This is a genomic window from Streptomyces sp. NPDC007205, assembly GCF_040634095.1.
GTDB lineage: Bacteria > Actinomycetota > Actinomycetes > Streptomycetales > Streptomycetaceae > Streptomyces.
This window is the reverse complement of sequence record NZ_JBEYEW010000001.1, coordinates 415,364-429,454: the sequence shown is the minus strand read 5'-3', so window position 1 is coordinate 429,454 and position 14,091 is coordinate 415,364. Positions and strand designations below refer to the sequence as shown.

Sequence of the window (14,091 nt, the reverse complement as noted above, 5' to 3'; positions counted from 1 at the left end):
TCCAGCAGCGTGGTCATGCGTAACCTCACGCGAGTCCGGGTGCGGTGGGGGGTTCGGACCCGGCCGGGCCTTCGGCGGCAGGGCGGACGGCCGCACCGGCCCCGGCGGCCGTCCGCTCGGCCTCCGCGTCCAGGGCCGCGACGCCGCCGTCGGTGAGCCGGTCCAGCACTCAGTAGAACGGGGTCCGCCCCTGAGCGGATGGACGGGCGGGCCCCGTTCGCCGGACCATTCTGGGCGCCGTACGACGGCACGACCACGTGTGAACGACGGCCGGCCGACGCATGCCCCACGCGCCCCGTGTGTACGGCGCGCGTCCCGCGCGCGAGGGCGCGCGAAGTCCGCCACGCGCCGTCTCCCGGCCCCGGACGACGTGACGCACGGGCGAGCGGTGATACTGGGATACGCACCCGCCCCCATCAGCAGATTGGCTCATGTCGAACTCCGCCACCGACCGCGCCACCATCCCGCAGACCCTCTGGGCGGCCCGCGGTCGCCACACCGGTCCCGCCCCCGAGGAGGTCGTCCGCCGCACCCTGCGCCGGCACAAGGAGAACGGGGACATCGACGACTTCGCCGAACCCCCCGCAGGCGAATCCCCGGCAGCCGCATCCCCCGTGGTCCAGGACTCGGACCGGCGGATCTTCGAGGCGCGCTGGCGGGCCGGCGGCACGGTCACCGTGCGGGCCCGGCTCACCCTTGTGGCGCGCGAGGGCCGGCCCCAGGGACACGAGTGGCGGCTCGTCGCGGAGGCCGAGCGCCCGTGGGACGAGGCGTGGCCCTCACCGGCGACGCTGTTCTGGCCCGCCGACGGTGCCGGCGAGGACGGCTCCTGGGACCATCACGCCGCGCTCGCCGGGGTGCGCTTCCAGCAGGTCAACGCGCTGCCCGGGGACGACAAGGAGATGCGGCGCAGACTGCGGGAAGCGGCGCGCGAGGCGTGGTGCGTCAACGTCGTCGTGCACGAGGCGATGACCCCGGACGAGCAGGGCCGCCTGCCGTTGGCCCGGCTGCTGCCGCCGGGCCTCCGGCACCGGGTCGTCGAGCACCGGGCCGCGCCGCACCAGTTCCGTGCCGTCAACTGGGCGCTGAAGGACCTCGGCGTCGAGGTGCCGCGCGGCGGCGCCGTGCTGCTGCCTCCGGATCCGGCTCCGGAGGGCTACGACGGCCGCGAGCACCGCGTGCGCAGCGTCTTCCTGGACGGTTCCGAGCCGGCCGAACTCGTCGCGGCGCTGCGGCACTTCGTCGCTCTGCCCCGGCCGCTGCCGGGCGGGGTGGAGGAGGCGCTGACCGATCTGCGGGAGAACTGGACCCTGCTGACACTCCAGGAGGAGCTGGAGCGTGAGCGGCGGCTGGTCGCCGTGTACGCCGAGGCGCTGGAGGCGATGACGAAGTCCCGGGACCTGTACAAGGAGGCCGCCGAGCAGGCCCTGGAGGCCCTCGCCGCCTACCGTGACGTCCCCGCCCCCGCCCTGCCGCAGCAGCAGCGGCCCGAGTCCCGGACGCCGGGCGCGCTGCAGCCGCTGACGCGGACGTTCGAGCGGCTGAAGTCCGCGGCCAAGGCCCGCCGTCTGCCGCCGTCGGCCCCCCAGGGCCCCGCCGAGGACTCGGCGAGCCACCGCGCCGTGGAGGCCCCGGTGCCGGCCGGGCCCTCGGCGGAGAGCGGCGGCACGGAGACCGCCGACGGAACGGAGCGGCGGTCGTGACCGTCGCTCACGCCGACCGGCGGCTGCCAGGGGGACGGTCAGGACGACGCCCGGGCTCCCCTGGCACGGCACGGTTTGGGGTCGGCAGCCGGCGTACACCCTCTCCGTAGGAGCCGTAAGTCGTCGCAGCCGTCTCTTCGGAGCCGGAAGGAGGAGGCCGGATGGATTCCGCCACCACCCTGCTGGTGATCGGCGCCGTCGTCGCGGCCGTGCTGTTCGTCGTCGCCCTCGGACTGCTCGTACGGCTGGTGCGCGCCCGGCGGACGCTGCGGCGGGCCGGGCTCCCGACGGGACCGCGCTGGGTGTTCTGGGGCGCGGTCGCCTATCTGCTGCTCCCCACCGACCTGCTGCCCGACCCCGTCTACCTGGACGACATCGCCGTCCTGCTGCTGGCGCTGCGCAGCCTGCGCGCCGCCCGGCCGCTGCCGCCCGGTCCGACCGAGCCCTGAACAGCCGCCGTGGGCCTCCATGGTGTCCGGCGCGACCGCGGAGGGGCTGCGGTGGGCCGGCCATCTGTCTCGAGCGGGCCCGGCGGTCGGACGTCGCCGCGCGCCTCGCGGACGGCGTGCGGCGGGGCTGGGCCGGTGTCCACGCCGAGGATGTGGCGATGTGCCTGGAGGCGGACGCCTTTCCGTTCGCCATGGCGGCCGCCCGGGTGGACGGTCGTCCGGTGCTGGGTCCGGTGGACGGTCGTTCGGTGCTGGGTCCGATGGACGCCCGCAGCGTGGTGCCGGGCCGTACCGGACCGGTACGGCCCGGCGGTCTGAGTCAGCCCGCGCCCGCACGGCGGGTGTTGCCCGCTACCAGGGTGCCCAGCAGCACCGCCAAGGCCGCGAGCGCGGCCACCGCTGCCGCCGTGTCGGCGAGCCACGGCGGGGCCAGGGTCGCCTCCCAGGGCCGGGACGGATCGGGCCCGCCGGACCACCTGCCGAGCACCTGTCCGGCGGCGAGCGCCGCCGTGACACCGAGCGCGGCGGTCGCCGTGACGAGCCGGGTCTGCGGCGACCGGGCGGGCAGCGCGAGGGCCAGCAGGACGCACAGGACAGAGGCGAGGACGGCGGCCGGGAGGACACCGTGGGACGGTCCGGGCCAGGAGCGCGGGACGTGGGCCACTCCGCACAGGAAGACCAGCAGCGCGGCGCCACGGACACCCCATGGGGGAGCCACGGCGCTCCAGGCGTCCAGGTCCCGGCCCTTCGCCGGGCGAAGCTGCACCGGCCGGCCGTTGGCGGGCCCGCCCTTCACCGGCCGGTCCGTCCCCGGCCCGCCCCTCGCGCCGGTGGCCGCGGCCGTGTCGTCGGGCGCGGCCACCGGTTCGGCGGCCACGGGTTCGGCCGACGCCGGTTCGGCGGACGCGAGGGCGGCGGGATCGGAGGGCGACGGCTCGGGAATCGGCGTCTCACGCAGCGAGGTGCCGGGCAGCGGGGCGTCGGGCAGTGGTGTCTCGGGCAGCGGGGTCTGGAACAGGAGAGTCTCTTGGCCGGGGCGGTCCGCGGCCAGCCGGGCGATCAGCTCGGCGAGTTCCTCGACGGGCCGGTTGGCGGCCGCGGCCCGCAGCGCTGCCTGACCGCAGTGGGGTTGGACGGATGCGCGGTGCAGCAGCTGCACGAGCCGCGCGACCTCGTCCAGGGGCCGGCGTGCGGCGGCGGCGCGGATCACCTCGTCGGCGCTGTCGGTGTCCCGCGGCGGCTCGGTCAGGAGTGCCACCAGGCGGGCGAGGTCCTCCACGGGCCGGTCGACTCCGATGGCGCGCAGCGCGTCGGCTGTGGCCCGGGGGTGCTCGGGCGAGTTCTCCAGCAGCGTGACGAGCCGGACGACGTCCTCGAGCGGGCGGTCGGCGACGGCCGCGCGGACCAGGCCCTGCAACGGGTCGTCGTACGGAAGATCACCACGGCGCGGCGCGTCGTCGTGCGGGGTGTCAGCGGGCGCGGTGCCGGCGGGCGCGGTGCCGGCGGACAGCTCGCGGGGGCCGTCGGGAGGACTCTCGTCGGGGGATGGGGGGATCGGCTCCGGGGGCGTTGCCGGCCACGTCAGGAGCTGGGGGGACGGGGTGAGGACCGGCACGGAGGGTATGAGGGCGGCGTCCTCGGGACGGGGGGACGGAGAGCGGGTCGTCATCTCGGCTCCAGTCGCAGGGTGCGGGCGCGGCTGCGCCCCCGCACACGGCCGCGGCATTACGCAGTCCATTACTAGGAGCCGGTCGGCGGGCCCGCCACTCCGGTGAGGCACTGGTGTGAGACGGTCCGGCGAGCGGCGCGCTCCCCCGGTTCACCGCTCCCTCCCCCGGTTCACCGCTCCCTCCCAGGTGCGTCGCGCGGTCCTCCAGGCGCATTCTTGCTGTGTCATCCACCCGAAGGCGCACGGGACGAGGCAGGGCGATGGCTGGGAGCGGTGGCGAGCAGGTGGTCCGCACGCGGACCCGGCTGGCCGCGCTGCTGGCCGAGGCCTCGACCGGCGCGCTCGGCGCGGCCGGCGGCCGGGTGGCGGGTGTGTATCTGCGGTCCGGCACCCCCGGCCTGCTGCGTCTGGCGGTGCTCACGGGACTGCCCGGTCCGCTGTTCCGCCCCTGGTGGCGGCTGCACGTCGGCCGTCCCTTCCCCGTCGCCGACGCCTATCGCCTCGGCGTGCAGGTGGTGCTGCCGAACGCCGCCGAGACGGTGCGCCGGTATCCGCAGTTCGCCGCGGGTCTGCCCTTCCCGTTCGGGTCGGTGCACGTCCCGGTGCCGGGCGGGAGCGAACCGCTCGGCGTGCTCACGGTGCTGCGCCCTGCGGTCGCGGACACGGCGGACGAGCTGCTGGACCCCGAGCTGCTCGCCCGGCTGGCCGAAGGACTGGGCGCCGAGCTGCTCGCACTCGCCGACGGGGACGCCGGCGCGGTCGTCTGGGACGGTGAGCCGCTGTGCGTACGGCCGCCCCCGAGCCGGCCCGCGCAGGCGGTCCTGGCGCGGTTCGAATGGGATCCCGGGAGCTGCGCGGTACGCGCGGACGAGCGGTTGTACGGCCTCCTCGGCCTGCGCCCCGGTGCCGTCGTGGCAAGTGACGAGGCACTCGCGGACGCCGTGGCCCCGCACGACGCGCACCGGATCCTGGCCGCGCTGCGCGACACCGCCGCCGGGAAGCCGCCCGCCGCGCCCCTGTGCCTGCGGGGGCGGGACGGCACACCGCGGCTGCTGCACCTGTGGCCGGCCGCCGGGGAAGGGCCGGCGGAGCGGGTCGGCGGGATGGTGTTCGAGCCCGGTCCCGCCGCCTCCGCGGAGGGCGCGGCCGACCTGCTGCCGCAGGGCGTGTTCTGCCTGGACCGGGTGGGTCTGATCGTGTACGCCAACCAGGCCGCGGCCCGGCTCGCCGGCCGGGAGCGCGCGTGGCTGCTCGGGCAGCCGCTGTGGGAGGCGATGCCGTGGCTGGCCGGTCCGCCGTACGACGACCATCTGCGCGGCGTCCTGCTGGCCATGGAGCCCGTGCACTTCCATGCGCGCCGACCGGCCGGCGACCGCGCCGAACCGGGGGCGGGCGACTGGCTCGCCGTGTCGGTGCATCCCGGTGAAGACCTGCTGACCTGCACGCTCGTCCCGGCCAGCCGCATGGACACACCGGTCGAACCGGTCGTCGAGGAGCATGTCCCGGAGGACGCATCGGCGGCCGACCACTCGATGGCCCCGCTGTACCGGCCGATCGCCCTGGCCATCGCGCTGACGGACGCGGTGACCGCCCGGCAGGTGTCGGCCGTGGTGATGCAGGAGCTGCTGCCCGCGTTCGGCGGCCGGCACCTCGCCATCTACCTGCTGCAGGAGCGGCATCTGTACCTCGCCTGGGAGACCGGCTTCCCGCAGGGATTCCTGGCCTCGTTCGAGGGAATCGGACTGGACGCGCGCGTGCCGGGCGTGGAGACCCTCACCACGGGCCGGCCGCTGTTCTTCGAGTCGATGCAGCAGATCGCGGCCGCCTACCCGGGCATCCCGCTGGACGCCGACGAGGGCGCCCGCGCCTTCCTGCCGCTGATCGCGTCCGGCCGGCCGGTCGGCTCCTGCATCCTCGGTTTCGAACGGCAGCGCAGCTTCAGCACCGAGGAGCGTACGGTCCTCACCGCGCTCGCCGGGCTGATCGCGCACGCCATGGAGCGGGCACAGCGCTACGACAGCGAGGCGGCCCTCGCCCGCGGCCTGCAGCAGGCTCTGCTGCCCCGCCGGCTGTCGGCGCATCCGCAGGTGGAGACCGCGGGCCGGTATCTGCCCGGCACACAGGGCATGGACGTGGGCGGCGACTGGTACGACGTGGTCGAGGCCGGTGACGGGCTCGCGCTGGTGATCGGTGATGTGCAGGGGCACGGGGTGCAGGCAGCGGCCACGATGGGGCAGCTGCGCAGCGCGGTGCGCGCGTTCGCGCTGGGCGACCGGCCGCCCGACGAGGTGCTGAGCGGCACCAATCACCTGCTGATCGACCTCGACCCCGGTCAGTTCGCCAGCTGCTGCTATCTGCGGCTGGACCCCGCCACCGGCCGGGCCCGGATCGCACGGGCGGGCCATCCGCCGCCGCTGCTGCGCCCGCCCGGCGGACCGGCCCGGGTGCTGGACATCCCGGGCGGTGTGGTCCTCGGTGTGGACCCGCGGGCCCGGTACCCGGTGACCGAGCTGGTGGTGGAGCCGGACGCGATCCTCGCCCTGTACACGGACGGGCTGGTGGAGCGGCCGGGCGCGGACATCGACGACGGCATCACGGCGCTGCGGCTGGCGCTGAACCGGGCCGGGGCCGCGGCCGGGCGGCGGGGCGGCCGGGCGCTGGCCGGGGTCGCCGACCGGCTCACGGCCACCGCCCGGCATGCCACCGACCGCCCCGACGACGTGGCGCTGCTGCTCGCCGCCCGCCGTTCGGCTCCCCCGCGTCAGCGATGACCCACCGGATCGGGCCGCGCCCATCGGCGGGTGGACCGCAGTCTCGCCTGACGGCGCCGGGCAGTGTAGACATGGGCACATGGTGCGACTGCCCGGCAGGCCTGCGACTCGGCCGCCCCGTCCTTTCGGGCACCCGCGCGCACCGCAGGACCCGCGGCCCGACGGCCCGGCCGGGGACGGCAGCCGGCCCGGGATGCTCCGGTCGGCGGTGACCGGGCGCAGCGTCGCCGGACAGGTGTTCGTCCTGCAAGTGGTGATCGTGCTGCTGCTGGTCGTCTCGGCAGTGGTGGCGCAGGTGCTGCAGGTGCGGCACGACACGGATCTGGAGGCGCGGAACCGGTCGCTCGCCGTCGCCGAGACGTTCGCGAACGCGCCCGGCACGGTCGCCGCGCTGCGCTCGCCCGATCCCACGGCCGTGCTGCAGCCGCGCGCGGAGGCGGCCCGCACGGCCACCGGCGTGGACTTCATCGTCGTGATGAACACCGACGGCATCCGTTACACGCACCCCAAGCCCGACCGCATCGGCAAGAAGTTCGTCGGCACGATCGCTCCGGCGGTGGCCGGGGGCACGGTCACCGAGCACGTCAACGGCACGATAGGCCCGCTGGTGCAGGTCGTGGTACCGGTGAAGGACGCGGGCGGCACGGTGGTGGGCCTGGTGTCGGCCGGGATCACCACCGCGCACGTGGGCGGGGCCGCCGCCCAGCAGCTGCCCCTGCTGCTCGCGGCGGCAGCGGCGGCGCTCGCGCTGGCCACCGCGGGCACGGCCCTGGTCAGCAGACGGCTGCTGCGCCAGACGCACGGCCTCGGACCGTACGAGATGACGCGGATGTACGAGCACCACGACGCGGTGCTGCACGCGGTGCGGGAGGGTGTGCTGATCGTCGGCGGCGACGGCCGGCTGCTGCTCGCGAACGACGAGGCGCACCGGCTGCTGGACCTGCCCGAGGATGCCGAGCTGCGCAGCGTGCTGGAACTGGGGCTGGACAAGGAGACGGCGGCGCTGCTGGCCTCGGGCCGGGTGGCCACGGACGAGGTACACCTGGTCAAGGACCGGCTGCTGGCCATCAACCAGCGCCCCACCGACCTGCGCGGCGGCCCGGCCGGCAGTGTGACCACCCTGCGCGACTCCACCGAACTGCGCGCCCTGTCCGGCCGTGCGGAGGTGGCACGGGAACGGCTGAACATGCTGTACGACGCCGGGGTGGGCATCGGCACCAGCCTGGACGTGGGCCGTACCGCCGAGGAGCTGGCCGAGCTGGCGGTGCCCCGGTTCGCGGACTTCGCGACCGTCGACCTGTTCGACGCGGTGCTGCAGGGTGAGGAGCCGAGGCCGGGCACGGCGCTGCGCCGCGCCGCGTGCGCCGGGATCCGCAAGGACGAGCCCCTGTACCCGGTCGGCGAGCGGATCCGGTTCGTGGCCACCTCGCCGCAGGCGCGCAGCCTGACCACCGGACAGTCGGTGCTGGTGCCCCGGCTGCGCGAGGCGCCCGGCTGGCGCGCGCAGGACCTGGAGCGCACCGACCAGGTCCTGGCGTACGGCATCCACTCGCTGATCACGGTGCCGCTGCGGGCGGGCAGTCTGGTGCTGGGCGTGGCGAACTTCTGGCGGGCGGAGAAGCCGCAGCCGTTCGACGCCGAGGAGCTGGCCCTCGCCGAGGAACTGGTCGCGCGGGCGGCGGTGTCCATCGACAATGCCCGCCGGTACACGCGCGAGCACAGCATGGCGGTCACCCTGCAGCGCAGTCTGCTGCCGCGCAGCCTGCCCGAGCAGGGCGCGCTGGAGATCGCCTACCGTTATCTGCCGGCGCAGGCCGGGGTGGGCGGCGACTGGTTCGACGTGCTGCCGTTGTCCGGTGCGCGGGTCGCGCTGGTGGTGGGGGACGTGGTGGGACACGGGCTGCACGCGGCGGCCACCATGGGCCGGCTGCGGACGGCGGTGCACAACTTCTCCGCGCTGGACCTGCCGCCCGACGAACTCCTCGGGCTGCTGGACGAGCTGGTCGGCCGCATCGACCAGGACGAGACCGCCGCGGACGGCGCCGCCGCGATCACCGGCGCGACCTGTCTGTACGCGGTCTACGACCCGGTCGCGCGGGTCTGCACCCTGGCCCGGGCCGGCCATCCGCCGCCCGCGCTGGTGCACCCCGACGGCCGGGTGGAGTTCCCCGAGGTGCCGGCGGGGCCGCCGCTGGGGCTGGGCGGGCTGCCGTTCGAGACCGCCGAACTGGAGCTGGCCGAGGGCAGCAGGCTGGTGCTGTACACGGACGGGCTGGTGGAGGACCGCGAGCGGGACATCGACGTGGGGCTCGATCTGCTGAGCGACGCCCTGCGCGGCACGCCGGGCGGCTCGCCGGAGGAGACCTGCCGCGCCGTGCTGGACCGGCTGCCGGCCCGGCCGAGCGACGACGTCGCGCTGATCGTCGCCCGTACCCGGGTGCTGGGCGCCGACCGGGTCGCCGAGTGGCAGGTGCCGTCCGAGCCGGCGGCGGTGTCTGAGGTCCGGTCGTCGGTGACACGGCGGCTCGCCGAATGGGGTCTGACGGAGCTGGACTTCACGACGGAGCTGATCCTGAGCGAGCTGGTCACCAACGCCATCCGCTACGCGCGCGGCCCGATCGGTGTACGGCTGCTGCGCGAGCGGACGCTGATCTGCGAGGTCTCCGACCGGAGCACGACCTCACCGCATCTGCGGTACGCGGCGAGCACCGACGAGGGCGGCCGGGGCCTGTTCCTGGTCGCGCAGCTCGCCGAGCGCTGGGGCACCCGGTACACCCCGGACGGCAAGATCATCTGGGCGGAACAGCCCCTGCCCTGACGGTGAGGGTCCGGGGGCGACGGCGCGCAGGGCGCGTGTCGCTCCGCCGGACCCGTTCCGAGTTCTCGGTTCGCCTGAGCGGAGGAGGCGGTCAGGCGCTCAACCGCGAGCGCAGCAGCTGCTTCCCCATCTCGGCGCCCTTGCGGCTGTCGGCCTGTGCCTTGTGGAACAGGTCCACGAGCTCGTTGTCATGCTCCCGTTCGGCGTCCTGGATGTACGTCTCCAGGCGCAGGGCGTTGTCCAGGCACGCCTCGACGTACCAGATCAGGTCGTAGTTCTTGTCGCGCGTGCCGGTGACGCCACCGGTCTCGCTGGTGCTGGTCATCGGGCCTCCTCCTTCTGCGGACCCTGTGTGGATGTAGTCCTTGGCACGCACCGGGTACCCGAGCGACCTGACGGTACACAGCCGAGTCAGCCGAGGGCGCGGTCGAGGTTGAACGCGGCGCTGATCAGGGACAGATGGGTGAACGCCTGGGGGAAGTTGCCCCGTTGCTCGCCGGTGCGGCCGATCTCCTCCGCGTACAGGCCGAGGTGGTTGGCGTAGGTGAGCATCTTCTCGAAGGCCAGCCGGGCTTCGTCGAGCCGCCCGGCCCGCACCAGGGCCTCGACGTACCAGAAGGAGCAGATGGAGAAGGTGCCCTCGTCGCCGCGCAGTCCGTCGGGGCTGGCCTGCGGGTCGTAGCGGTAGACGAGGGAGTCGGAGACCAGGTCCTCGGTGAGGGCGTCCAGGGTGGACAGCCACTTGGGGTCGGTGGGGGCGATGAACTTGGCGAGCGGCATCATCAGCAGGGAGGCGTCCAGCACGTCGCCGCCCTCGTACTGCACGAAGGCGCCGCGCCGCTCCGACCAGCCGCGGTCCATGATCCGCCGGTAGATCGTGTCGCGGGCCTGCCGCCAGCGGGGCAGCTCGGCGGGCAGTCCGCGCCGGTTGGCGAGGCGGATGGCGCGCTCGATCGCGACCCAGCACATCAGCCGCGAGTACGTGAAGTTCTTGCGGCCGCCGCGGGTCTCCCACACGCCCTCGTCGGGCTGGTCCCAGTGGTCGCACACCCAGTCGACCAGGTCGCACACGTCGTCCCACTGGCCGCTGGAGATCGGCTGGGCCCACTTGTCGTACAGGTAGATCGAGTCGATCAGGGCGCCGTAGATGTCCAGCTGGAGCTGGCCGGCGGCGGCGTTGCCGACCCGGACCGGGGCGGAGCCGAGATGGCCCTCCAGATGCGGCAGCACGCGCTCGGGCAGATCGGAGCGGCCGTCGATGCCGTACATGATCTGCAGCGGGGCTGCGGCGGAGCCGTAGCAGGGCGTGATGTTCGTCGTGAGGAACCGCATGAAGGCCTCGGCCTCGCCGGCGAAGCCGAGCCGCAGCAGCGCGTAGACGGCGAAGGCGGCGTCGCGCACCCACACATACCGGTAGTCCCAGTTGCGCTCGCCGCCGAGCTGCTCGGGCAGGCTGGTGGTGGGGGCGGCGACGATGGCGCCGGTGGGGGCGTAGGTGAGCAGCTTCAGGGTGAGCGCGGAGCGGTGCACCATCTCGCGCCAGCGGCCCCGGTAGCGGGACTGGTGCAGCCAGCGGCGCCAGTAGGTGACCGTGGCGTTGAACTCGGACTCGGCCTCTGCGTGGGCGCAGCCGCGGGGGGACACCGCGGCGCCGAGCTGGTCCAGTGCGAACACCGCGGTCTCGCCCTCGGCGAGCTTGAAGTCGGCGCGCGCGTCCCGGGCGTCGCACTCCAGGACGACCGTGGAGGTGAGCGCGAGGGACCGCTCGGCGGACTCGAAGACGACGGTGCCGGCGACGGTGCTCAGGGTGTGCGGGACGGCTCCGTAGCCGAAACGGGGGGCGACCAGCGCCCGGAACGGCACGGTGCCGCGGACGCAGACCACGCGCCGGATCAGCCGGTGCCGCCCCGCCTCGCCCGTGCCGGCCACGCTGTCGGAGGTCACCGGCATGAAGTCCTGCACCTCGCCCACGCCGTCCTCGGTGAAGAACCGGGTGATCAGTACGTTGGTGTCGGGGAAGTAGAACTGCTTGGTGCGCGCGGGTACGGTGGCGGCCAGCTCGAAGCAGCCGCCGCGCTCGGCGTCGAGGATCGCCGCGAAGATGCTGGGAGCGTCGAAGGACGGACAGCAGTACCAGTCGATCGTGCCGTTCGTACCGACCAGGGCCACACTGCGCAGATCACCGATGAGTCCGTGCTCGGCGATCGGCAGATAGCGGGGGCTGGTGCGGAAGTCCTCGGGAAACGGGGTCTCGGCCATCGGCGGCCTCCCGGTGAGCGGTGCGAGATGTTTTCCAGCTTAGGAGCGAGTGCTTCGCGGTGGGCTGGGAAGGCGCTCCTCACCTGCTTCCCGGGCGCCTGAAGATGCAGGGTGCGCGGATGCGGGCAATGGTGAGAGTGTGCCCCGTTCGGCGGCACCGGCACGGATGCGGTCATCCGGACCGAGGAGGAGGCATCATGTCGACATCCGCACCTGACGAGTCCCGGTCGTCCGACGACCACTGCACCCCGGACGCCCTGCTCCACTCCGCTCCCTCCCGGGACATCACCCTGGAGGACCTGGTGATGGCGGCGGGCAGGGACGTCAATCCGAGGAACCTCGCCTGGGCACGCCGCAAGATGGAGAAGGAGGGCCCGACAGCCATCGAGAGGCTGCTGCCGTAGGGCGGTCCGGGGAATACAGAGGGAACTCATCAAACGGGGGCAGAACAGCCGGCCTCAAGGGGCGCGGGGCCGTACTCGACATACGGCTCCGCGCCTCTGGGTGGGACCACTGCCCCGGCCGGCAACTGCCCCCGGGCGGAAACTCAGGTTTCTTCCTCCACCACATGTACGGCCGCCTCTTCGGCGCCCGCCGCTCCCCCGTCGATGCCCACGTCCCTCGCGACCTCCTCCTTGACGGTCTCGGGGTGGGCGCCCTCGTCGGGGGCGACCAGGCGGCCGGCGCGGGACCCGCCGGCCTCGGGGTCGACGGGCTCCCCCTCGCCACCGGGCAGGTCGCCGATCTCGTCGCCGGCTGCCGGCTGGGCGTCCGGCACCTCCTGGGCGAGCCGTTCGTCCAGGGTCTCCCCGGAGTGCTGCTCGGCGGCGGTGGTGCCGTGCTTGGTGACGCCGAGGGGGCGTTCGGGCGGGGAGTAGCCCTCGTCGAGGACGTCGTCGTAGGTGCGCTCGTCAAGGGCGTCCTGGAGGTCCAGGGGGCCGGCGTCCTCCTGTTCCTCGTTGGTGCCGGTGGGCTGGTAGGCGTCGTCCGCCATCGGGGTCTGTTCGGGCTGCCGGTCGCTCATGGTCGCCTCCTCCGGGGCTCGCGGGCGGTCCTCGTCCGCGTTTCCCGCAGCCGGGCCGTTAACCCCGCCGGCGCGCGATCGAGCCGGCGTCAGGCGGAGAGCATGCCCCGGCCCAGCCAGTCCCCGGTGTCCCGGACGCCGGGGAGGGCGAAGAAGTAGCCGCCGCCCGTCGGGGAGATGTAGTCGACCAGGGGCTCGTCGATCAGCCGGGTCTGCACGGCCTCGAACTGGCGCTTGACGTCCTGGTTGTAGCAGCAGAAGACCAGGCCCATGTCGAGGTTGCCGACGTTGTCCACGCCCCGGTCGTAGTTGTAGCCGCGGCGCAGGATGCGGGAGCCGTCGGTCTGCGCCTTGCGCGGGTTGGCGAGGCGGATGTGGGAGTCGAGCGGGATCGCGGTGCCGTGCGGATCCTTGGCGTAGTTGGGGATGTCGGTCTCCAGGGCGCCGTCGAGCGGCGCGCCGGTGTCCTTGCGGCGGCCGAACATCTTCTCCTGCTCGGTGAGCGAGACCCGGTCCCAGAACTCGACCAGCATCCGGATGATCCGGATGACCTGGTAGCTGCCGCCCTTGGTCCAGGCCGGCTCGCCCTGGCCGTCGCCGACCCAGATCAGCTTGTCCGTCTCGCGGGCGGAGGTGACGTCGGGGTTGGCGATGCCGTCCTTGAAGCCGAGCAGGTTGCGCTGGGCACCGGTGGGGCGCGGGGCGTTCTGGAAGCCGTCGATGCGCCACTTGATCTGCATGGCGCCCCGGGTGTGCCGGGCTATGTCGCGCAGGGCGTGCAGCACGGTGTCCTGGCTCTGGGCGCAGATCTGCAGGGAGAGGTCGCCGTGGCACTCGGCGGCGTTCAGGTTGTCGTTGGGGAAGGTCCGCATCGGGGTGAGCCGGGCGGGCCTGGCCTTGGCGAGGCCGTAGCGGTCGTCGAAGAGGGAGGCGCCGACGCCGACGGTCACGGTGAGGTCGTCCGAGGGGACCTCGGGGCCGAGGATGCCGTTGTCGGAGGGCGGCGCGCCGACGCCCAGGTCGGTGGGTGCGCCGCCGGAGGTGAGGAAGCGGGCCCGCTCGGTGATGGTCCTCAGCAGGTCGGTGAGGCCCTTGCGGTCGTCGGCGATGACGTCGAGGGACACGAAGGTGGCTGCGGCGGGTGCCGGGGTGATGATCCCGGCCTGGTGGGCGCCGTGGAAGGGGACCTTGGCGCCGCTGTCCGCGTGGGTGGTCCCGGCCTGGGCCGTGCCGCCGCTCTCGCCGAGGGCGAAGCCGCCGCCGGCCAGGACCGCTCCGGCGGCACCGGCGCCCAGGGCGGTCCGCACGAAGGAGCGGCGGGCGGGGCCTGCGGGGCAGGTCGGCGTGTCGGCGGTCGGCATCGACGGGTTCCCTTCGGGGTGCTCGGGGTGCGGGTGC

At 74.2% G+C, this 14,091-nt stretch carries 11 protein-coding genes; 5 read left to right on the top strand and 6 right to left on the bottom strand.

What is annotated here, in order from left to right:
• Positions 1 to 25 precede the first annotated feature (25 nt).
• Positions 26 to 169, bottom strand: a complete 144-nt coding sequence (locus ABZ624_RS01935; protein ID WP_360081616.1) for a hypothetical protein — start codon at positions 167 to 169, stop codon at positions 26 to 28.
• Positions 170 to 431: 262 nt separating this feature from the next.
• On the opposite strand from ABZ624_RS01935, the gene ABZ624_RS01930 reads away from it, so the two are divergent.
• Positions 432 to 1,703, top strand: coding sequence for a hypothetical protein (locus ABZ624_RS01930; RefSeq protein ID WP_360081615.1), 1,272 nt, complete (start codon positions 432 to 434; stop codon positions 1,701 to 1,703).
• 161 nt (positions 1,704 to 1,864) lie between these two features.
• Complete coding sequence (locus ABZ624_RS01925) at positions 1,865 to 2,152, top strand: DUF1232 domain-containing protein (protein ID WP_360081614.1); 288 nt, start codon at positions 1,865 to 1,867, stop codon at positions 2,150 to 2,152.
• A gap of 319 nt (positions 2,153 to 2,471) precedes the next feature.
• Here the strand turns inward: ABZ624_RS01925 and ABZ624_RS01920 are convergent, their stop codons facing one another.
• On the bottom strand, positions 2,472 to 3,821 hold the full coding sequence (locus ABZ624_RS01920) for a hypothetical protein (protein WP_360081613.1): 1,350 nt from the start codon (positions 3,819 to 3,821) through the stop codon (positions 2,472 to 2,474).
• 260 nt (positions 3,822 to 4,081) lie between these two features.
• Here ABZ624_RS01920 and ABZ624_RS01915 point away from each other — a divergent pair, with 260 nt between their 5' ends.
• Positions 4,082 to 6,592, top strand: coding sequence for a SpoIIE family protein phosphatase (locus ABZ624_RS01915; RefSeq protein ID WP_360081612.1), 2,511 nt, complete (start codon positions 4,082 to 4,084; stop codon positions 6,590 to 6,592).
• 193 nt (positions 6,593 to 6,785) lie between these two features.
• Positions 6,786 to 9,410 (top strand): SpoIIE family protein phosphatase, encoded by a 2,625-nt coding sequence (locus tag ABZ624_RS01910; RefSeq protein WP_360082155.1) that lies wholly within the window; start codon positions 6,786 to 6,788, stop codon positions 9,408 to 9,410.
• A 91-nt stretch (positions 9,411 to 9,501) separates the two neighbouring features.
• Here the strand turns inward: ABZ624_RS01910 and ABZ624_RS01905 are convergent, their stop codons facing one another.
• Positions 9,502 to 9,735, bottom strand: a complete 234-nt coding sequence (locus ABZ624_RS01905) for a hypothetical protein (protein ID WP_360081611.1) — start codon at positions 9,733 to 9,735, stop codon at positions 9,502 to 9,504.
• An 86-nt stretch (positions 9,736 to 9,821) separates the two neighbouring features.
• Complete coding sequence (locus ABZ624_RS01900; protein WP_360081610.1) at positions 9,822 to 11,669, bottom strand: glycoside hydrolase family 15 protein; 1,848 nt, start codon at positions 11,667 to 11,669, stop codon at positions 9,822 to 9,824.
• A 197-nt stretch (positions 11,670 to 11,866) separates the two neighbouring features.
• Between ABZ624_RS01900 and ABZ624_RS01895 the strand changes: the two genes are divergently transcribed.
• Positions 11,867 to 12,073, top strand: a complete 207-nt coding sequence (locus ABZ624_RS01895) for a hypothetical protein (protein ID WP_360081609.1) — start codon at positions 11,867 to 11,869, stop codon at positions 12,071 to 12,073.
• Positions 12,074 to 12,216: 143 nt separating this feature from the next.
• Here ABZ624_RS01895 and ABZ624_RS01890 read toward each other — a convergent pair whose 3' ends face one another.
• Entirely contained in the window at positions 12,217 to 12,693 is a 477-nt protein-coding gene (locus ABZ624_RS01890; RefSeq protein WP_360081608.1) for a DUF5709 domain-containing protein, read from the bottom strand.
• An 89-nt stretch (positions 12,694 to 12,782) separates the two neighbouring features.
• On the bottom strand, positions 12,783 to 14,054 hold the full coding sequence (gene efeB, locus ABZ624_RS01885; protein ID WP_360082153.1) for an iron uptake transporter deferrochelatase/peroxidase subunit: 1,272 nt from the start codon (positions 14,052 to 14,054) through the stop codon (positions 12,783 to 12,785).
• Positions 14,055 to 14,091 lie beyond the last annotated feature (37 nt).